14 protein-coding genes are annotated in these 20,808 nt (G+C 61.7%); 13 read left to right on the plus strand and 1 reads right to left on the minus strand.

Translation table 11 applies throughout. From position 1 onward, the window contains the following. Positions 1–373 precede the first annotated feature (373 nt). From KHO23_RS33840 to rfbC, 12 genes are all read left to right on the plus strand, one after another. Positions 374–3,109, plus strand: coding sequence for a TonB-dependent receptor domain-containing protein (locus KHO23_RS33840; RefSeq protein ID WP_211617344.1), 2,736 nt, complete (start codon positions 374–376; stop codon positions 3,107–3,109). A 349-nt stretch (positions 3,110–3,458) separates the two neighbouring features. Then, positions 3,459–5,330 (plus strand): extracellular solute-binding protein, encoded by a 1,872-nt coding sequence (locus KHO23_RS33845; protein ID WP_407946095.1) that lies wholly within the window; start codon positions 3,459–3,461, stop codon positions 5,328–5,330. A gap of 8 nt (positions 5,331–5,338) precedes the next feature. Beyond that, entirely contained in the window at positions 5,339–6,391 is a 1,053-nt protein-coding gene (locus tag KHO23_RS33850; RefSeq protein ID WP_211617346.1) for a microcin C ABC transporter permease YejB, read from the plus strand. Then, complete coding sequence (locus tag KHO23_RS33855) at positions 6,345–7,460, plus strand: ABC transporter permease (RefSeq protein WP_211617348.1); 1,116 nt, start codon at positions 6,345–6,347, stop codon at positions 7,458–7,460. Before KHO23_RS33850 ends, KHO23_RS33855 begins: the two co-directional genes overlap by 47 nt. Further along, entirely contained in the window at positions 7,457–9,118 is a 1,662-nt protein-coding gene (locus tag KHO23_RS33860; RefSeq protein ID WP_211617350.1) for an ABC transporter ATP-binding protein, read from the plus strand. The genes KHO23_RS33855 and KHO23_RS33860 overlap by 4 nt, the downstream gene beginning before the upstream one ends. Then, positions 9,111–10,547 (plus strand): TldD/PmbA family protein, encoded by a 1,437-nt coding sequence (locus KHO23_RS33865; RefSeq protein ID WP_211617352.1) that lies wholly within the window; start codon positions 9,111–9,113, stop codon positions 10,545–10,547. The genes KHO23_RS33860 and KHO23_RS33865 overlap by 8 nt, the downstream gene beginning before the upstream one ends. Continuing rightward, positions 10,547–11,908 (plus strand): TldD/PmbA family protein, encoded by a 1,362-nt coding sequence (locus KHO23_RS33870; protein WP_211617354.1) that lies wholly within the window; start codon positions 10,547–10,549, stop codon positions 11,906–11,908. Before KHO23_RS33865 ends, KHO23_RS33870 begins: the two co-directional genes overlap by 1 nt. A 43-nt stretch (positions 11,909–11,951) precedes the next feature. Then, positions 11,952–12,494 (plus strand): GNAT family N-acetyltransferase, encoded by a 543-nt coding sequence (locus KHO23_RS33875; protein WP_236067089.1) that lies wholly within the window; start codon positions 11,952–11,954, stop codon positions 12,492–12,494. Between the two features lie 4 nt (positions 12,495–12,498). Further along, positions 12,499–13,047 (plus strand): GNAT family N-acetyltransferase, encoded by a 549-nt coding sequence (locus KHO23_RS33880; RefSeq protein WP_211617358.1) that lies wholly within the window; start codon positions 12,499–12,501, stop codon positions 13,045–13,047. Between the two features lie 13 nt (positions 13,048–13,060). Beyond that, a complete protein-coding gene (locus tag KHO23_RS33885) occupies positions 13,061–16,261 on the plus strand; it encodes a multidrug efflux RND transporter permease subunit (RefSeq protein ID WP_211617360.1) in 3,201 nt (1,066 codons plus the stop codon). 772 nt (positions 16,262–17,033) lie between these two features. Beyond that, on the plus strand, positions 17,034–18,029 hold the full coding sequence (locus KHO23_RS33890) for a GlxA family transcriptional regulator (RefSeq protein WP_211617362.1): 996 nt from the start codon (positions 17,034–17,036) through the stop codon (positions 18,027–18,029). A 138-nt stretch (positions 18,030–18,167) separates the two neighbouring features. Then, positions 18,168–18,719 carry a dTDP-4-dehydrorhamnose 3,5-epimerase gene (gene rfbC, locus KHO23_RS33895; RefSeq protein WP_211617364.1) on the plus strand — a complete coding sequence of 184 codons (552 nt, stop codon included), beginning with the start codon at positions 18,168–18,170 and terminating at the stop codon, positions 18,717–18,719. 29 nt (positions 18,720–18,748) lie between these two features. Here the strand turns inward: rfbC and KHO23_RS33900 are convergent, their stop codons facing one another. Further along, positions 18,749–19,639 (minus strand): EamA family transporter, encoded by an 891-nt coding sequence (locus KHO23_RS33900; protein WP_211617366.1) that lies wholly within the window; start codon positions 19,637–19,639, stop codon positions 18,749–18,751. 102 nt (positions 19,640–19,741) lie between these two features. On the opposite strand from KHO23_RS33900, the gene KHO23_RS33905 reads away from it, so the two are divergent. After that, the gene (locus KHO23_RS33905) at positions 19,742–20,635 is read left to right on the plus strand and encodes a LysR substrate-binding domain-containing protein (protein ID WP_236067090.1); all 894 of its coding nucleotides are present in this window, start codon (positions 19,742–19,744) and stop codon (positions 20,633–20,635) included. The last annotated feature ends 173 nt before the right edge of the window (positions 20,636–20,808 follow it).

The raw sequence follows: 20,808 nt of genomic DNA on the forward strand, positions 1-20,808 counted from the left end.
TTCGTACTTTCGTTGAAAGCGGTCGATCATTATTTGTAAGCATTACTTAAGGTTAGGCTCCGGGCTGATCTGATGGGGACTGCATTGCCCCAGTAACCAGAGCCCGAAGCCGTAGAAGTGAAAACAATTAGAAAGCGCTGCGCATTTCGTTTGTAATAAATAAGTAGTCCGATATTGAAGTATCTGAAGCGTCCCGTCTTTTTTCCAGTGTTTGCAATTCCGGTCTGCGGTTGGCCGGTTTGTGGGGCGGAAAAAGTACGGGGCGGTTTTAACGGAGCGCGGCGCAAGATCGCCGTATATCGAGTGGAGAGGTTCACAAGACCTCTCTTCACATACACAGCAGTGGCCTTATTGACGAGCGGGAAGGGGAAAAATGAAACAAAGGGCATTGGCGCTGGCCATCAAAAGAATAATCTGGGCTGAACTGGCGTTGTCGGCCGCAATCGCCGTACCGGCGTTTGCGCAAAGCCAGCCGGCCACCACCGGAACCGCGGCAGGCGCGACGACGGAGAGCACGCCCGCAGCGGCTGCGGCTCCGGCATCGGGCACCGCCGCCACACCGTCCGCGGATAACAACACCGCGACGCCGTCTGGCAAAGGCGTCCAGCAACTGAAGAAGTTCGAAGTGACCGGTTCGCTGATTCGCAGCTCGGACAAGACCGGCTTCAACCAGGTTCAGACGGTTACGCAGAAAGATATCCAGAATAGCGGCGCCACGACCGTCGCCGATTTTCTGCGCGACACTTCGGCCAACTCGGCTAATAGCTGGAGCGAAGGCCAGGCCGGCAACTTTGCCGCAGGCGCGGCGGGTATCGCCCTGCGCGGCCTCAGCGAAAAGTACACACTGGTGCTGGTGGATGGACAGCGTGCGGCGCCTTTCGCGTTCTTTTCGAACAGCGTTGACTCCTTCTTCGACCTGAACACGCTGCCGCTGAACTCGATCGATCGCATCGAAATCGTGAAGACCGGTGCAGTTTCGCAGTACGGCTCGGATGCCGTCGCGGGCGTGGTCAATATCATCACGAAACACAACTACCAGGGGCTGACGCTCGACGGCAGCTACGGCAGCGCCATCAATGGCGGTGGCGGCGCGGGCACGACCAAGTTCAGCGCGCTGGGTGGCTTCGGCGACCTCAACTCCGATCGCTTCAACGTGACGGCGGCAGCCAGCTACTACAAGTCGAACGGCATCACGCTCGCGGACCGCGACTCGACTCGTAATCAGGATTTTACGAATCAGCCGGGTGGCTTCTCGCTGCTCGGGCCGTCATACTGGAACCTACCCGGTGGGGGCGTGCAGGCGCTGAGCAACTGTCCGTTCGGCGGCTCGGTGCGTCCCGCAGCCACCAACTCGCTGACGGCGGGATCGGCCGGCACGGTCTGCGGCTTGAACACCGCCGAAGGCACGTCCATCGCACCAATGATGGAGCGTTTGAACGCGAAGCTTCACGCTGACTTCAAGGTCAACGACCAGACCACCGCGTTCGCGGACTTCCTTGTCAGCAGCAACACCGCCACCACGAACGATGGTCTGTGGGGCAACGTTGTCGGTAATCCGCAGGCTCCCGCACTCGTGTGGAACCCGCAGACGAAGCTTCTTACCCCGTTCAACTTCACTGTGCCGGCGAGTAATCCGTACAACCCGTTCGGCGTCGCCACGCCGCTCACTTATGCTTTCCCGAACACGATCGCGGAGAAGACGGATTCCGTGTACTGGCGCGCGTCTACGGGTGTCAAGGGTTCGTTCAACCTGCCGAACGGTGAATGGGATTGGGCGTCGTCGATCAGTCATTCGCAAAGCACGGTTTCGAACACTTACACGAACCAGCTGAATTCTTCGGTTCTGAATAACATTTACCAGAACGGCGCACTGAATTTTGCGAATCCGGCGGCCACGCCGAACGCGTTCAACGGGCTGTACATGGACGCGAACAATCTGGGTATCTCGAAGCTCGACACTGTCGACGCAACGCTTTCGACACCGGAACTCTTCCATCTGCCGGCAGGTGCCGTAGGCTTGGGGTTCGGTGCGCAGTTCACGCACCAGAGCGAAACGATGAACCCGGGCGGGGCGTTCGAAGACGGCCTGGTCATCAACCCGAATCTCCAGACGGTGGACGGCCAGCGCAACGTTGCGGCGGTGTACTACCAGGTGGATATTCCGATTGTTCGCAACCTGACGTTCAGCCAGTCTGGTCGTTACGACCACTATAGCGATGTCGGTGGTGCGTTCTCGCCGCGCTTCGCGCTGCGCTATCAACCGGTTCAGGCGCTGACGATGTACACCTCGTACAGCCGCGGCTTCCGTGCACCGACGTTCGTGGAGAACAGCAAGTCGCAAACGATCGGTCTCCAGGTGGACCCGGCCACCGGTCAGAACTACACGTCGATCACGGAGGGCAATCCGAACCTGTCGCCGGAGCACACGCGTAACCTCAACATCGGCTTCGAACTGTCGCCGACACGTACAACCGATGTGGGCTTCGACTGGTACAAGATTCGCGTGGATAACGTGATTGGCCAGGGTGCGCCTTCGCAGGTTGTCAACGACGCCAACGGCAACCTCCTGTACAAGGTGATCCCGTATTCGAACCTGGGCTACCTCGACACGAACGGTTTCGAAGGTACGTTCCGTCAGGCACTGCCGACGAAGACCGCTGGTACGTTCACCCTGTCGGCTGACTGGGCATACGTGGACAGCTTCAAGATCGGTTTCCCGGGTGCCTCGCCGGTGAACGGCGCGGGTAACAACTTCACCATCACGCAGCCGTTCGGCGGCAGCTTCCCGCGCTGGAGAGGCAACACCACGCTGGACTGGACGTACCACAAGTTTGACGCGGCGCTGACGTGGCAGTTCACGGGGCCCTACGCTCAGAATTTGCTGCCCGAGCCGAACAGAGTGGGGTCGTACAGCCAGTTCAACCTGATGATGACGTACACAGGCATCAAGAACTGGACGATCTACGGCGGCATCAACAACATCTTCAACCGTACGCCGCCGTACGATCCGATCTTCGCGAACGGTACGCTGAATCAGTCGGGCTACGACGAGTCGCTGTACTCGTACATCGGCCGTTTCGCCCAGATCGGTGCAACCTACAAGTTCTAAGGTCCGCTTGATTGCGGCTGAAGAGTGCGCCGCTCCGGTTCCATGCACTGTGAGAACCGGAGCGGTGTTTTTTTGGCGAAGCATCATAGGGCGGTAGCGTAGGCCGACTGCCGTTGCAATGAACCGGCGTGCGCGGACGATCAAGTGAGACAGGCGCATGAAGCGTGTGCATGAGCGCTGTGCGTGTGGTGTGTCGCACTGCCGCAGGACGAATCGCGTGCAGGTCACGAGCCGGTGCGCACTGTATGGGCTGATGAAAAGAATGATGAATTCCGGACTGCCGCGCTTGCACGACGCGATTGGATGTTTGCTCGGCGCAGTGCGCCGCGCCGCGAGCATCGGGTTCGCTATGGCCGCTGCGCCTGGCCTGTTGGCGGTATGTGGAGCGATGCCGATGACGGTAGAGGCGAAGCCATCGATTTCACAATACGATCAACCAAAATATCCCGCCGATTTCACGCACTTCGACTATGCGAATCCCGACGCACCCGCTAACGGCTCGCTGAGTTTCGAAAACTACAACGAACTGCAGACTTACGATTCGTTGAACCCGTTCCTGGTGCGTGGCGCGCCCGCACCGGACATCCTCAATCTGATGTTCGATACACTGATGCAGCGTAGCTGGGACGAACTGGCCTCCGAATATCCGCTGATCGCCGACGATGTCGACGTCGCACCGGATCTGACCTCGGCGACGTTCCATATCAATCCCGCCGCACGCTTTTCGAACGGCGACCCGATCACCGCCGCCGACGTCAAATATTCGTACGACACGCTGGCGAGTCCGCAGGCGTCGCCACTTTTCAACGCGCAATTTTCGATTATCAAAAACGCGACGGTTATCGACAAGAGCACGATCCGTTTCGATTTCAAGCATCCCGAACGCGACGCGCCGCTCATTGCCGGCGACCTGCCGATCTTCTCGCCGAAGTGGGGCATGCAGCCCAACGGCAAACGTCCACCATTCGACCAGATCTCTTCTACGCCACCGGTCAGCAGCGGCGCTTATCTGATCGACACGCGCAAGAACGACAAGCAGATCACGTATCGCCGCAACCCTGACTACTGGGCAGCGAATTTGCCCTCGCGACGCGGCATGTTCCGTTTCGAACGCATCACTTTCAATCTGTATCGCGATCATTACACGCAACTCGAAGCCTTCAAGGCAGGCGACGCGGACGTCGTCGTCGAATACGGCGCGACGCAGTGGGCCCGCAAATATGTCGGCAAGAACTTCGACAACGGGCTGCTGAAGAAGGGCGAATTCGCCGACGGCCCGGCGCAGATGCAGGGCATGCTGATGAATATGCGCAAGCCGATGTTCCAGGACCCGCGCGTGCGCCATGCCTTGACCCTGGCGCTCGACTACGACTGGATGAACCGCATGATGTTCTATGGTCAATACCGGCGCACCAACAGCTATTTCGAAGCCAGTCCGTTCGGCGCGACCGGCATGCCGGGCCCTAAGGAACTGGCCCTTCTCGAACCATTGCGCGGCAGCGTGCCGCCTGAAGTGTTCGGCCCGATGCTCAAGCAACCCGACACGATTCCACCGAATTCCTTGCGTGGCAATTTGCGCGTCGCGCGTGATCTGCTGGCGCAGGCCGGGTGGCACTACCGCGACGGTGCATTGCGCGATGCCAACGGTACGCCGATGACGATCGAAATCATGGACGATCAGCCCGGCATGGATCGTCTGATCCTGCCGTATATGCAGGCGCTTGGCATGCTCGGCATTCAGGCCCATATGCGCGAGATCGATAGCGCGTTGTACCAGAAGCGGCTGGATAATTTCGAGTACGACATGACCACCTTCATCTACGCGCCGGTCACGATTCCGGGCGCAGAACTCACGCGCCGCTTCGGCAGTGCGGCCGCTGCCGAAGTCGGCTCCGAGAACTATCCGGGTATCCGTTCAAAGGCGGTCGATTCACTGATTCACGCCGCGCTGTCCGCCACCAATCTCGACGATCTGGAAGCGGCAACCCGTGCGCTGGATCGTGTGCTGATCTATTCGTTCTATCTGGTGCCGGAGTACTACGCACCGGGCGCGCGCATCGGCTACAAGAGCAGCCTCGGCTTTCCGAAAATCGTGCCGAATTCCTACCTGTACGAAGACTGGGTCATCAACTACTGGTATGCGAAAGCACCAGGCGGACACGTGAGTCAAACCACCCAGGCGGCGCAGTCCGCGAGTTCAACCACGGCCACGGCCCACTGAGGAACAGCATGCTTGCCTACATTCTCAGACGATTGCTGTTGATGGTGCCGACGCTGCTCGGCGTGGTCACGCTGACCTTTGTCGTCACACAGTTCGTGCCGGGTGGGCCGGTCGAACAGGTGATGACGCAACTCCGCCACGGCGCTGGCCGTGGCGGAGAGGCGGGGTCGGGGGGCGGCGGCTATCACGGCAGCCAGGGTGTCGATCCGCAGCAGCTCGAGCAGATCAAGAAGCAGTTCGGCTTCGACAAACCACCGCTCGAGCGCTACGTCCTGATGCTCAAGCGCTACGCGACCTTCGATCTCGGCCAGTCCTACTATCAGCATGACAGCGTGTGGGAGGTCATCAAATCGAAGCTGCCAGTGTCGATCACACTCGGCTTATGGACGGTGATGCTCACGTATCTGATATCGGTGCCGTTGGGGATTGCGAAAGCAGTGCGCAACGGCTCGCGCTTCGATACGGTGACCAGTGTGCTGGTGCTCGCCGGCTATGCGATTCCTGGTTTCGTGCTGGGCGTGCTTTTGCTGATGCTGTTCGGCGGCGGCACCTTCTGGCAGGTGTTTCCGATGCGCGGCCTCACCTCGGACAACTTCAACGACCTCAGCACCTTCGGCAAGCTGCTCGATTACCTGTGGCACATCGTGTTGCCGGTTGCGGCTTCGGTGGTGGGCAACTTCGCGATCGTCACGATCCTGACCAAGAACACCTTCCTTGAGGAAATTGGACGTCAATACGTATTGACCGCACGCGCCAAGGGCGCCCCGGAGCGCGACGTGCTGTGGAAACACGTGCTCCGCAATGCCGCGATTCCTTTGTTGACCGGTTTGCCGGCGGCCTTCGTCGGCGCCTTTCTGAATGGCAATCTGCTGATCGAAACCCTGTTCTCGCTCGACGGCATGGGCCAACTTTCGTATGACTCGGTGATTCGCCGTGACTATCCGGTCGTGCTCGGTTCGCTGTTTCTGTTCACGCTGATCGCCCTCGTAACCAAACTTATTGCTGACGTCTGCTATGTCCTCGTCGACCCCCGCATCCAATTCAACCGCCTGGACCGCTGATACGTCCGGCGCGGCGCACGCGGCGTCGCCGTCTCCCTGGCGGCGCACATGGTGGCGCTTCAGGCGGCAGCGGCTCGGTTACTGGAGCCTCGTGATCTTCGTATCGCTGTTCGTCATCAGCCTGTTTGGCGAGGTGTTGTCCAACGATCGTCCGTTGATCGTCCGCTATGACGGGCACTATTACTTTCCGATCGCGAAGGACTATTCAGAAAAGATCTTTGGTGGCGATTTTCCGGCGCGTGCGAATTACCTCGATCCGTATATCCGTTCGCGGCTGGAATCGAACGGCAACTTTGCGATCTATCCGCCGAATCATTTCCACTACGACACGATCGACTACTTCGCCGCGCATCCTTACCCGGCGCCGCCCACCCGGAGCAACTGGCTCGGTACGGACCAGTACGGCCGCGATGTGCTTGCGCGGCTGCTGTATGGTTTCCGGCTCTCGGTGCTGATGGCCCTCGCGCTCACGGTATCCGGCGTGCTGATCGGCGTATTGACGGGCGCGGTGCAGGGCTTTTACGGCGGACGCACCGATCTGATCGGCCAGCGCCTGATCGAGATCTGGAGCTCGATGCCCGACCTGTACCTGCTGATCATCTTCGCGTCGATCTTCGAACCAACGCTATGGCTGCTCTTCATTCTTCTATCGATGTTCGGCTGGCTCGTGCTCTCCGACTACGTCCGCGCCGAATTCCTGCGTAACCGCTCGCTGGACTATGTGAGGGCGGCACGCACCATGGGCCTCTCGAACTGGCAGATCATGTGGCGCCATGTGTTGCCGAATAGCCTGACGCCGGTGATCACGTTTCTGCCGTTCCGCATGAGTGCGGCGATTCTCTCACTGACCAGTCTCGACTTCCTTGGGCTGGGCGTGCCGCCGCCCACGCCGAGCCTCGGCGAATTGCTGCAGGAAGGTAAGAACAACCTCGATGCCTGGTGGATTTCGATTTCTGCTTTCGCCGCTTTGGTGATTACGTTGCTGCTGCTGACCTTTATGGGCGATGCGTTGCGCAATGCGCTCGACACGCGCAGGCGCGGCTCGGCGTTCGGCGGAGGTCCGCGATGAGCGAAACCAAACCGAACCGGCCGTTGCTGGAGATCGATCGCTTCTCCGTGCGTTTCGGCGACAAGATCGCGGTGCACGAACTCAGCCTATCGATCGCGCGCGGTGAGCGCGTTGCGTTGGTCGGTGAATCGGGCTCCGGCAAGAGCGTCACCGCGTTGTCAATTTTGCGGCTCGTCGAGCATGCCGATCTGAGTGGCCGCATGCTGCTCGACGGCGAGGACCTGTTGCAGAAAACCGAGCAGCAGATGCGCGGCCTGCGCGGCGCGGACGTGGCGATGGTGTTTCAGGAACCGATGACCGCGCTCAATCCGCTCTTCACGATCGGCAAGCAGATCGCCGAAAGTTTGCGCCTGCACGAGGGTTTGCGGCCGAATGCGGCGCGCCAGCGCGGCATCGAGTTGCTCAGGCGCACCGGTATTCCGGAGCCTGAACGGCGCATCGACAGTTTTCCGCATCAATTGTCCGGCGGCCAGCGGCAGCGCGCGATGATCGCGATGGCGCTGGCGTGCCGGCCACGCCTGCTGCTTGCCGACGAACCGACCACCGCGCTTGACGTCACCGTGCGTCAGCAGATCGTCGACCTATTGATTGCGTTGCAGGAGCAGGAGGCGGCGGAGCGCGGCATGGCCGTGCTGCTGATCACGCATGACCTGAATCTGGTGAAGCGTTTCGCTCAGCGCGTCGCGGTGATGGAGAAGGGCGTGCTGGTCGAAACCAATACGACCGAAGCGTTGTTCTCCAACCCACAGCATCCCTACACCCAACGCCTGCTGGACAGCGAGCCGCAGCGCGCAGTGGAGCCTGTCGAACCGGATGCGCGGCCTTTGCTCGAAGTGCAGGGACTCGCGGTCGACTACGGCACCTCCGCGAAAGGCTGGCGTTCCATGTTCGGGCGCTCTACCTTCCGCGCGGTGCATGACATCGATCTGAGCGTGCGGCGCGGCGAAACGCTCGGCATCGTCGGCGAATCGGGGTCGGGAAAATCAACGCTCGCGGCTACCGTGCTCGGCTTGCAGCAACCGGCCAGCGGTCATATTCATATCGACGGGTTGCCGCTATCCACGCTGAAAACCGCCCGTTCCCGCCGGGCGTTGTATTCGCGCATGCAGGTCGTGTTTCAGGACCCGTTCGGCTCGTTGTCGCCACGCATGACGGTGGAGCAGATCATCGGTGAAGGCCTGACCATGCATCAGCCCGATATGGATGCCAAGGCGCGGCGCGCACGAATCGGCAGCCTGCTGGAAGAAGTGGGCATGCCTGCGGACGCCATGCTGCGTTATCCGCACGAGTTTTCCGGCGGCCAGCGCCAGCGTATTGCGATTGCGCGAGCGCTCGCGGTCGAACCGGAATTGCTGGTGCTCGATGAACCCACTAGCGCACTCGACGTATCCATCCAGAAACAGGTGCTGAATCTACTGACAAATCTGCAGAAAAAGTACAAGCTAAGCTATTTGTTCATTACGCACGATCTGGCGGTGATGCGAGCCATGGCGCATCGCGTGATCGTGATGAAGTCAGGACGCATCGTTGAAGCCGGCAACACACTCGATGTGTTGCACGCGCCGTCGCATCCATATACCCAGTCGCTGCTCGCGTCTTCGCTGATCGTGTCGCCGGCCGGTGCAGTAGAGACTCATACGGGAACTGCTAATGATTGACGAACGTTGGGCGCAAGCCGCCCGGTCGCTTACGAGCCGCGCGGCGTTCTGGTCGCTGCGCATTGTCGACGAACAGATCGACGATCACGAGATCCGCAATGACATCGCGCAACCCATGCGTACGGTGCGCGATCGCGGCGCGATGCTGATCGCATGGGTGGGCGCGGGCGCCGGCTATGCGGCCACCGCGAATCTGAGTGCCGCCGGTCTGCAGGAAGCGCTGGATCTCGCTACGGCCCGCGCGGAAGCAAGCGCGGCTTTGTCGTTGATCGACCATCGCGAAGTCGCGCGTCCTGCCGTGAGCGGCCACTATGTGTCGCCGAATGCGCAGCATGCGTTGCCGAGCCGCGCTGAATGGCTGGAGCGCCTGAGCGTGGAATGCGCGAGCGCGAATCTCGATGCACGCATTGTCGAACGCGTCGCGGCCGTGCAGATCACGCATACCGATCAGCTTTACATGACCGGCGACGGCGTGCGGATCGATCAGCGCTTCCAGTTCGTGATGCCGCAATTGAGTGTGGCCGCACACGCGGACGGCGATACGCAAGTGCGTACCCTCGGCGGCAACTACGGCACCCTGGGGCAGGGCGGCATGGAAGTGCTGGCGCGCTTCGGCTTCAACGGATCGGGGGCACGTGTCGCCAATGAAGCGCTGCAATTGCTGGCCGCGCCGAATTGCCCGTCAGGCAAGCGCGATTTGCTCCTGATGCCCGATCAGATGATGCTGCAGATTCACGAGTCGATCGGCCATCCGCTCGAACTCGATCGCATTCTCGGCGACGAGCGCAACTTTGCCGGCTGGAGCTTCGTGAAGAAAGAAATGTTCGGCTCGTACCGCTACGGTTCGGAACTGCTGAACGTGACCTTCGACCCGGAACTGCGCGAGGAAGCCGCTACGTACGCATTCGACGACGACGGCACCGAAGCGCACAAGCAATACCTGATTCGCGACGGCGTGCTCGAACGTCCGCTCGGCGGCGCGCTTTCGCAGCAACGCGCGCATATGGCCGGCGTGGCGAATTCGCGCGCGTCGAACTGGAATCGCCCGCCGATCGACCGCATGGCGAATCTGAACATCGAGCCCGGCGAGAGTTCGCTGGAGCAGATGATCGGCAACATCGAACACGGCATTCTGATGCGCACCAACACGTCCTGGTCGATCGACGACCATCGCAACAAATTCCAGTTCGGCTGCGAGTTCGGTCAACTAATCGAAAACGGCAAGCTCACCCAGGTCGTCAAACAGCCGAATTACCGCGGGATTTCGGCGAATTTCTGGCGCAGCCTGAGTGCGGTGGGGAATGCGGATACGCGCGAGGTGTACGGCACGTCCATGTGCGGCAAGGGCGAACCGGCACAGATCATTCGCGTGGGCCACGCTTCGCCGGCTTGCGTGTTCAGCAATATCGACGTGTTCGGAGGCGCTTGATGAGTCAATTCATGTCCTCACGTTCCGCACCGTCGATCGACTGGCAGCAACATTTCACGTCGCTGGCCGATGCCATCGAACGCTTGCAGCAAGGCACGGAAACCACGCTGAGTTCATTTGCCGGCGAGCAGTCGGACTTTATACGCTTTAACTCGGGCAAGGTGCGGCAGATCGGCAGTGTGTCGCAAGGCAAGCTGACCTTGCGTTTGATCGACGGCGCGCGCCAGGCCTATTCAACGCTGACCGTCTGCGGCGATCTGCAACAGGATCTGGACGATGTGAGCGCGACGCTTGCCACCTTGCGTGAAAGTCTGCGCGGTGCGGCGGACGATCCGCATCTGCTGTTCGACACGTCGCAATGGCAGCGCGCCACGCAGCGTTCGGGCAAGTTGCCGGAGCCGGCCGGCTTGTTGCGCACCGTCGCTGAATGTGCGAAAGGGCTGGATTTCGTGGGTTTTTACGCGGGCGGCACGATCGTGCGCGGGTTCGCGTCCACGGGCGGCAGCCGCGGCTGGTATGAAGTCGATAACTTCAATTTCAGCTGGTCGCTATACGATCCGAGCGGCCGCGCGATCAAAACCGCTTACGCGGGAGACGACTGGAGCGATGCCGTTTTCGCGAGCAAGGTCGAGCAGGCCGCAACGCGTCTGTCCGTGCTTGCGCGCACGCCGCGCACCTTGGCGCCAGGGCGTTATCGTTCGTATCTGGCGCCCGCAGCGCTGGCGGAATTGCTCAGCGTGACGGCATGGACCGGCTTCTCCGCACGCGCCCAGGCGAGTTCGCGCAGCGAGTTGTACAAGCTGCATGTGGGAGAAATCGTAGTCGACCCGCGCGTCACGATCAGCGAAGATCTGAATCTCGGCATTACACCCGGATTCAACGACGACGGCTACCTGCGTGAAAGCGTCCCGTTGATTCAGGCCGGCCGCAGTGCCGAGCGCCTGACCAATGCACGCAGCGCGCGCGAGTATGGGTTGACGCCCAACGGTGCGCTGGCGAACGAGTCACCGGCGGCACTCTCGATGCAAGCGGGCGATCTGCTGGAAGAGGACGTGCTGGCGACGCTCGATACCGGTCTCTACATCGGCAATCTCTGGTACGTGAATTTCTCGGACCGGATGAATTGCCGTCTGACCGGCATGACGCGCTTCGCGACCTTCTGGGTCGAGAACGGGCAGATCGTCGCGCCGCTCGAAGCAATGCGTTTCGACGATAGTTTGTACCGTGTGCTCGGCAGCGAACTCGAGCAACTCGGCTCGCAAGCGGAATTGCTATTGAGCGACTCGACATGGGGCGAGCGCGCCACGGGCGGCATGCAACTGCCCGGCATCCTGACGAGGTCATTCGAATTGACGTTATGAGCCTATGAATCAAGACATAAAAACAAAAACTGAATCTGAGAGCTTGCCCGAGGGTCTGACGCTGCGTGCATTGCGCGTTGGCGACGCGGAGCAATTCCACGCAATGGGGCAGTTGCCGGTAGTGATGAACGGCAATCCGCACATGCCGTTCCGGACGCTTGCGAGCACGCGCGAATACCTCGAAAAACTGGAGCCGTCCGAGATCGTGATCGCCGCAATGGTTGGCGACACGCTGGTCGGTGAAGCGGAGCTCACGCCTTTTAAGGGGCGCCGCGCGCATGCCGCATCGCTCGGCATTGGTGTGCACGACGCATGGCACCGGCGCGGCATCGGTAATGCGTTGATGACCGAACTGCTCGATCTGGCCGACAACTGGCTCGGTCTGCGCCGCGTTGAATTGGACGTCTTCGCCGATAACCATGCGGCGCTCGCGCTCTATCGCAAGTTCGGCTTCGAGCTCGAAGCGCATCAGCGCGGCGCGGTGTTGCGCCGTGGCGTGCTGATCGACTGCTATTTCATGGCGCGGCTGCGTGAACCGGCGCCGTTGCAGTCCACGCCATCAGCAACCCACTTCGCAGCGGAATAAGGCCATGAAAGAAGAAACGTTGCAGCGGGACACCGCGCTCGATCAGCGTATTACGGTTCGCGCGCTCGAATCCACGGACATGGATGTAGTCGCCGAGATCATGAGCCTGCCCGGCGTGCGGCGCGGCACGCTGTCGGTCGGTTACCGCAGGCCTGAACAGCTCAAGGCATGGTTCGAGAAACGCCTCGAAAGTGGCGTAAGCGTGTGCGCCACCATCGGCGGGCGCGTGGTCGGCCACGCCGGATTGGAGGTTCAACGGCCCAGCCGCGCGCATTGCGCGTATTTAGGAATGGCCGTGCACGACGCGTATCATGGGCGCGGTGTCGGCATGGCGCTTCTGCAAGGGCTCACCGACTGCGCGGACGCGTCACTCGGTTTGCGCCGCATCGAACTCACGGTGTTCGCCGACAACGCGCCGGCGATCGCGCTGTACCGCAAGTTCGGCTTCGTCGAAGAAGGTCGCTCGCGCGGTTATGCAATGCGTGACGGTGTACTGGCCGACGCGCTGCATCTGGCCCGCCTCGTCGACGCACCGCGCCTCCAGGCAATCTGAACGGATTTTTTGCGTGCCATTTTTTTTCATCGACCGCCCGGTCTTCGCATGGATTGTTGCGCTCGCCATTGTCGTGGCGGGCGCGCTCGCCATTCCGCAGTTGCCGGTGGCGCAGTATCCGCGTCTGGCACCCCCGCGCATCGTGATCAGCGCCACCTATCCGGGGGCCGCGACTGAAGTGGTCGATGCCAATGTCGGGAGCATCATCGAGGAGAGTCTCGATGGTGCCGACAATATGCTGTACTACGAAACGACCAGCGATAACCTCGGCGATCTCGAGATCGACGCCACCTTCGCGCCGGGCACCAATCCGGATCTCGCGCTGGTCGACATCCAGAACCGTCTCAAGCAGGTCGAGCCGCGCTTACCGCAACAGGTCGTGCAGCAGGGCATCAGCGTATTCAAGGCGGCCAACACGTTTCTGATGCTGGTTGCGCTGACATCCACCGATGGCTCGCGCGATTCCGTGCAATTGAGCGACTACCTGAGCCGCTACGTGCTGCGCGAACTGAAGCGCGCGCCAGGCGTGGGCGCGGCGGAGTTGTGGGACGCCGACGAAGCGCTGCGCATCTGGCTCGATCCGATGAAGCTGCGCGAGTACGGCCTCGGCGCCGCCGAAGTAATCGCCGCGATCGCCACGCAGAACGCCACGGTAACGGCCGGCACGCTGGGCGATGCGCCTTTTGTTCCGGGCCAGCAATTGACGGCCTCGGTGAGCGTGAAGGGGCAACTGATTTCGCCCGCCGAATTCGGGCAGATCGTGCTGAAGGCGCAGCCCGACGGGTCGGCGGTGCGCCTGCGAGACGTCGCGCGGGTCGAACTTGGACGCGACAATTACTCGTACTACTCCCGCCTGAACGGCAAGGCCGCGGCGACTGTCGGTATTCAACTCGGGCCGCGCGGCAATGCGCTCGAGACGTCCAACGCGATCCGCGCGCGGCTTGCCGAGTTATCGAAAAGCTTGCCGCCGGGCGTTGCCATCGAAATTCCGTTCGATAACGCGCATTTCGTGCAGATTGCGATTCGTGAAGTGCTCGTCACACTGGCGGAAGCGGTCGTGCTGGTGTTCTTCGTGATGTGGCTGTTCCTGCGCGATCTGCGCTACACGCTGGTGCCGACGGTGGTGATTCCTGTCACGCTGATGGGCGCGTTTCTCGCGATGTACGCCTGCGGCCTGTCGATCAACGTATTTACGATGTTCGGTCTTGTGCTCGCGATCGGCATTCTCGTCGACGATGCCATCGTGGTGGTGGAGAGCGTGCATCGCGTGATGGAAGAAGAAGGGCTGCCGCCGCGTGAGGCGACCCGTAAAGCGATGTCGCAGATCGGCGGGGCGATCGTCGGCGTGACCGCCGTGCTGACCGCCGTGTTCGTGCCGATGGCGTTCTTTCCGGGCGGCGTCGGCGGTATTTACCGGCAGTTCGCGGTGTCGATGATCGCGTCGATGCTGGTGTCGTCGTTCCTGGCTTTGTCGTTGACGCCCGCGCTGTGCGCGAACCTGCTGAAAGCGCACAAGCACCCGGTGAGTGAGCGCGATGCCCGCCGCGGCCTGTTCGGTTTCGCCGCGCGAGCGGCGAGCCGGTTTACGTCCGGTTTCGACCGAGCCGCGAGCGGCTACCGTGGGCTCACCGCGCGTACGTTGCGTCGTATCGGACCCATGCTGGCAATCTATGCCGTGCTGGTCGGCGTGTGCGCCGCGCTCTACTGGCAACTGCCCGGCGGTTTTTTGCCGAGCGAAGACGAAGGCCAGTTGCAGGTGATGGTGCAATTGCCGGCCGGCGCGACGCAGGCGCGTACGCTCGCGGTGGTCCAGCGGGTGGAAAAGATCCTTCACACGGAGTCCGCGATCGCGCACGTCACCAGTGTGGTCGGCTGGAGTTTTACCGGCAGCGGTCAGAACGTGGCGATGGGCTTTGTCGAACTGAAAGACTGGGGCAAGCGCGACATCGACGCCATGACCCTGCGCGACCGGCTTAACGAAAAGTTCGACGAGATTCTCGACGGTAGCGTGGAAGCGCAATTGCCGCCTTCCGTGCCGGGACTCGGGCATTCGGACGGCTTCGTGTTCCGGCTCGAAGATCGCGGCGGAGTCGGGCTGGACGCGCTGAAGGCCGCGCGCGAGCAACTGTTCGCGCAGGCCAAGGCGAGCCCGGTGCTGGCGTCGGTGCATTCGGAGGATCTGCCGGATGCGCCGCGCGTCGAACTCATCATCGACCGAGCGAAAGCGTATGCGCTCGGCGTGCCGTTCGAGCGCATTGCCGACGTGCTGGGCAGCACCTTCGGCTCGACGTATATCGACGACTTTCCTGCCGGTGGCCGGATGCGCCGGGTGATGATCTCCGCCGACGCCGCCACGCGAATGACCGACGACGATCTGATGTCGCTCGCCGTGCCGAACTCGACGGGGGGCATGGTGCCGCTATCGGCGATCGCGTCACGCCATTGGTCCATCGGTCCGGTGATGCTGAGCCGCTACAACGGTTATCCGACACTCGACGTGAGCGGCCACGCCGCGCCCGGCTACAGTTCGGGCGCGGCGATGGCGGAGATGGAGCGGCTCGCCGCTTCGTTGCCGGTTGGCGTGTCGTACGACTGGGTCGACGCGGCGCGCGAAGAAACCGCTGCGGCGCGCCTCACACCGTTGCTGGTCGGCTTGTCGCTGCTGGCCGTGTTCATGGCGCTGGCTGCCCTGTACGAAAGCTGGACGATCCCGTTTGCCGTGCTGATGGTCGTGCCGCTCGGCGTGATCGGCGCGGTCGCCGCGGTTCTGCTGCGCGGCATGCCGAACGACGTGTACTTCAAGGTCGGCATGATTACCGTCATCGGCCTCGCGGCGAAAAACGCGATTCTCATCGTGCAGTTCGCACGCGATCTGTATCGTCAGGGCCTGCCGTTGACGCGCGCCGTGACAGAAGCGTCCGCTGCGCGCTTCCGGCCGATCGTGATGACCTCGGCGGCGTTCCTGCTCGGCGTGGTGCCCCTGGTGGTGTCGAGCGGTGCGGGTGCCGAAAGCCGGCGCTCGATCGGCACCGGCGTGTTCGGCGGCGTGCTGGCGGCCACGCTGTTCGGCCTCGTGTTCGCGCCGGTCGCGTTTCATGCGGTCGCCTCGCTCACGTATAGCAGGCGGCGGCTTGCAGCGCTGCGCCGCAAGCGTGACGAGCGGCGCGCGCGGCGGGAAGGGAGCGAAAGCGGCTCGTTGACGAATGGCCGATGAGGTGACCGGGCTCGTCCACTCACTGCTCGTACGTCACGTCGCCCTTGAGCGGCTTGCTCGCGACGGGAATGCTTGACGAGCACGATCCTGCGCTGAAACCTTTTTAAGGAAGCCGCTGGCACGATTTCCGCCTGAGCGCCGAATCGTCAGATGTTTCTCCGTTATTGGGGGCAATAACGGACGCATTTTGTCATATGTAAAAGAAACCGGATGTTTCAATATGGAAACGTTTTTAGGTGATTGAGAATCCGGCCTCCGGGTGTTTAATCATGAATGTTTCAATAAATGTGCGGTTCACCACATTGCTACTGTCGATAAATTCCCAATTTGCGAATAAAAGGAGGATTGAACGTTCATTATTTGCGATGTTTGGATTTCATGTTTGAAACATTTTTGGATGCGATTGTGATGAATCGATTCCGCAAATCCCGTGATTTCGAATAAAAGCGAGTTTCGGCGTCACAGGTCTGAAAGCTACACTGTGTAAGGCTTTTGGCCTTGTGGCAGTCGACGGCGCGGGATGCTGCCGTGCTATGCCAGGTCCTATGGCGGAAGTTATATGAAACGCGAAATAATGGTTTTCGTCATACATGGACTTTCTCGATGCGGATTTGTTTTTCAAATTTACTCTGGTGAACCGTTCCGCTAACATCGGGCATAATCCGTTAAGCTGCGTTGCCGGCGGTTTTCAGCCGCCGTTATTTGAACTCGTCCATATCGGCCGGCTGACGGACAGCGGGGTCCACAACGTACGACAGTTTGGGGAAAGATCATGCCGCACATGCATCTGGATACTGCGAGGATTACCTGGTTACATACGCCGGCGCTGAACGTGCGTAGCGCAGCACGGCGAATCGGCGTGTTGCTGTTCGACGGCTTCTGGCTGCTCGGGCCTGGCACGGTGGTCGAGATGTTCCAGACCGCCAACGAACTCTCGGGCTCACGCGCTGGCGAAGAGCCGCCTTACGAAGTTCAGTTTTTGTCGATGGACGGCGGCAGCGTCGCGAGCTCCTCATCGGCGCGAATCTGGACCGACCGTATCGACACACGTTACGGAAGCGGCTTCGACGTGCTGTTCATCGCAGGCGGCTACGGCGCACTCGAAGCCGCGCGGGACGAACGGCTGCTGGGCTGGCTGCGATCGGTGCAAACGCGTACTCGCGCGATCGAGACGATCGGGGAGGGCCGCCTCGTGCTGGAAGCCGCGGGCCCCGCGGAACATGACGGCCCGCAGGTGAACCGCTATCTGGGCAGCGCCACGACCGATGCCGCGCGTAACGCCGCCAACGATCGTAACGACTGTGCGCGAAGTGCGCTGATGTTCATCAAGCGCGACCTCGGTGCGGAGCTCGCGCGCAGCGTCGCCGACCGGGTCATGCCGGGCATGGCCGCGACCTGGGTGCCGTTGCCGGCCGAGGGGGGCACACTTAGCGTGGCTGAAAAAATCCGTGCCGCGGCGCGCTGGATGGAGTCGAATTGCGATCGTCCGGTCTCGGTTGCCGACGCTGCGCAGGTGGCGGCGATGAGTGAGCGCAATTTTCTGCGGCGCTTCAAGCATGAAATGCAGCTCACACCGTCTGACTATCTGTTGCAGGTTCGGCTGCGTATTGCCTGTAATTTTCTGACCGAAACCGAATTGCCGGTCGACAAGATCGCACGGCGCAGCGGCACCGGCAACGGCGATCGCCTCGCGAAGATCTTCCGCAAGCGCATGGCGCTGTCGCCTACCGAATATCGCGCCCGCAGCCGGGTGGCGACTGAGGCGTAGGCTGGGCAGGCGCCGTGCAGACGGCGCACCTCATCGCCGGTGGGTGCGTGCGTAGCGGCTTGTGTAACAGCATGCGCAGCCGCGTGTGCATCGGCGGCCGTGGTTTCTCCGGGCAGGCTTCTTACGGGCGCAGCGGCCATGGGCAACAAGGTAATGGCGTTGGCATTGCCGGAGGTGAAACTCATCGAGCCCGAGGTGTTCTGCGATGAATTCGGCTTCTGCTTCGAGAGCTTCAGCGCGGATGAGTTTACCGACGACGTTTCGCAAGGTTTCCAGTTCGTGGAAGACCGTCATTTGCGCGCGGTGCGTGGTGTGTTGCGTGGGCTGCACTATCAGGTACAGCGTCCGCAAGGCCGGCTGGTGCGTGTGGTGGTGGGGGAAGTGTTCGACGTCGTCGTGGACGTGCGGCTCAAATCGCCGAACTTCGGCAAATGGTGTGGCGCCTATCTGAGCGGGGCCAATTATCGGCAGGTGTGGGTGCCGCCGGGCTTCGCGCATGGTTTCGTCGTGCTGTCCGACGTCGCCGAATGTCTGTGGAAGACCACGGAATACTGGTTCCCCGAACTCGAGCGCTGCATCTTGTGGCGCGATCCCGATATCGGCATCGAGTGGCCTATTGAAGTCGAGCCGATCCTCGGCGCGAAGGACGCAGCGGGCCGGCGTCTTTACGAAGCGGAAAATTTCGCCTGAGCGCCGCACGCGTAGTGGTTCGGCACCGTTCAGCGTGTCGCGACCACGGCGCCCACGCTCGCGGCGACCACCAGCAGCGTGCCGGCTATCTGGACGGCACCCATGGGTTGATGCAGCACCACGAAGCCGGCCAACGCGCCGATCGCGGGTTCGACACTCATCAGGATTCCAAATGATGCGGCCGGCATGTGCCGCAACGCCACCATTTCCAGCGCGTAGGGTAGCAACGGGACCAGCAGCGCGAGACCCGCGGTCGCGGCGATCTGCCCCGCGGCGATGTGCACGCCGGTTTGCGCGAAGCCGAATGGCGTGGCGACCAGCGCCGCTGCGATCAGCGAAACCGACAATCCTTCGAGTCCGGCGAATACGGTGCCGATCTTTTTCATTAGCACGATATAGCTGCCCCAGCCGAGGGCGGCCCCGAGCGCGAGCAGCACACCGAGCGGTTCGCCGATCCAGCCCGCGCGATCGCGCGAGAGCAGCAGCACGCCGGCAATCGCCAGTGCCGGCCACAGTAATGCGCGCGCGCGGCGCACCGCGAAGGTGGCTACGGCGAGCGGCCCGAGAAAATCGATCGCGACGGCCAGTCCCAATGGAATCCGCTGAAGCGCCGCGAAAAAGCACAGCGTCATGCCGGCCATCGCCGCCCCCAGCGCACCGGCCGCGAGCCAATGCGAGCGCGAGTAGGTGAACAAACGCGGGCGCACCAGCAACGCCAGCACCACGGCCGCCCAGCACAGACGCAACCAGGTCGTGCTGAGCGAACCGTACGTTGCCATGGTCGGCGCGGAGAGTGCGGCGCCGAACTGCACGCTTGACATCGACAGTACGCACAGGAGCGCGGCACCGGCCGCCGCACTGGCGGGTTTCATTGGCGTTGGCGCGGGATGCAGCGCCGGTTTGATGGTGGTGTCCTGCATGGTGGCCTCGTTGCCGCTTGTCGGATGCGTTGGACGCTATCTTATCGGTGCGAGCGGTATTAAGATAAGTTGATATTTCTTATGGCCACTTCAAGAAACGTGATGACCCGAGATCTCGATAGCAGTCTGCTGCGCGCGTTCGTTACGGTGGCGGAGACAGGCGCCGTGGGCGTGGCGGCGGCGCGCCTCGCGCGTACCCAGGCGGCGGTGAGCATGCAATTGCGCCGGCTCGAAGACGAACTGGGGCAGCGTTTGCTCGACCGCTCGCCGCGTGGCGTGCAGCTCACCGAAGCGGGGCATCTGCTACTGCCGTTCGCGCATACGATCCTCGGCGCGGGCGCCGACGCGCGGCGGGCGTTGAGCGCGGGGCAGGTGTCCGGTACGGTGCGGCTCGGCATGCTGGAGGACATCGCGGTTGGCCGGCTGCCGCGTGCACTGCGGCGCTTTTCGATCGCTTATCCGCAAGTGGCGCTAGAGATTGTCGTCGATACCAGTTCGGCTTTGTCGAACCGGCTTGCGGAGGGCGGCCTCGACGTGATTGTGGGGGACCCCGCGCTGGTCGACTCGGTGCCGCTTCTGACCTGGACGCAGCCGCTCTTCTGGGTCGGCGCGCGCGGGTTTAGCCGCGACGGTGACGCGGCCTTGCCAGTGGTTGCATTCGGCGGTGCCTGTCTGTGGCAGCAGCAGGTGTTGACGGCGCTGCGGCGTGCGGGGATTGCGTGGCGCGTCGTGTGCACCAGCACCAGTTTGCCGGCGGTGCAATCGGCCGTGGAAGCGGGGCTTGGCGTGTCGGTGCTGCTCGACGGCAATATCCGTTCGGAGTCGATGCGCGTACTCGGCCAGGCCGATGGATTGCCCGATGCGCCCACCGCCGATTTCGGGCTCTTTATGCGCCCGGTCTCCGGCGCCCAGGCGGCCGCCGTGCAGACATTGCAGACGTTCCTTTGCGAGGAATTGCATCTTGGCTTGCGGGAATGCGAGCCGCTTGCGGTGTGATGTAATTTGGTCGGTTTTATATTTCTGATTCCTAATCTAAGGTTTGTGGTTTATTAGCGTTGCCCCTGTGCGGGGGGGCACCTACTTTTCTTTGCCTGCCGCAAAGAAAAGCAACCGTATTGGAAGTCAAGCGGCGAACAGGTGCTCAAGGTAGCAAGTGTCAGAGGCAGGGA

It is taken from the genome of Paraburkholderia haematera, from assembly GCF_905220975.1.
Taxonomy (GTDB): Bacteria; Pseudomonadota; Gammaproteobacteria; order Burkholderiales; family Burkholderiaceae; genus Paraburkholderia; species Paraburkholderia haematera.

Coding starts and splice junctions, on each gene's coding strand:
- KHO23_RS33845 (WP_407946095.1), top strand. CDS start 3,459: ATGGCCGCTGCGCCTGGCCTGTTGGCGGTATGTGGAGCGATGCCGATG.
- KHO23_RS33860 (WP_211617350.1), top strand. CDS start 7,457: ATGAGCGAAACCAAACCGAACCGGCCGTTGCTGGAGATCGATCGCTTC.
- rfbC (WP_211617364.1), top strand. CDS start 18,168: ATGGGCAACAAGGTAATGGCGTTGGCATTGCCGGAGGTGAAACTCATC.
- KHO23_RS33855 (WP_211617348.1), top strand. CDS start 6,345: ATGTCCTCGTCGACCCCCGCATCCAATTCAACCGCCTGGACCGCTGAT.
- KHO23_RS33840 (WP_211617344.1), top strand. CDS start 374: ATGAAACAAAGGGCATTGGCGCTGGCCATCAAAAGAATAATCTGGGCT.
- KHO23_RS33865 (WP_211617352.1), top strand. CDS start 9,111: ATGATTGACGAACGTTGGGCGCAAGCCGCCCGGTCGCTTACGAGCCGC.
- KHO23_RS33850 (WP_211617346.1), top strand. CDS start 5,339: ATGCTTGCCTACATTCTCAGACGATTGCTGTTGATGGTGCCGACGCTG.
- KHO23_RS33900 (WP_211617366.1), bottom strand. CDS start 19,639: ATGCAGGACACCACCATCAAACCGGCGCTGCATCCCGCGCCAACGCCA.
- KHO23_RS33880 (WP_211617358.1), top strand. CDS start 12,499: ATGAAAGAAGAAACGTTGCAGCGGGACACCGCGCTCGATCAGCGTATT.
- KHO23_RS33905 (WP_236067090.1), top strand. CDS start 19,742: ATGACCCGAGATCTCGATAGCAGTCTGCTGCGCGCGTTCGTTACGGTG.
- KHO23_RS33890 (WP_211617362.1), top strand. CDS start 17,034: ATGCCGCACATGCATCTGGATACTGCGAGGATTACCTGGTTACATACG.
- KHO23_RS33870 (WP_211617354.1), top strand. CDS start 10,547: ATGAGTCAATTCATGTCCTCACGTTCCGCACCGTCGATCGACTGGCAG.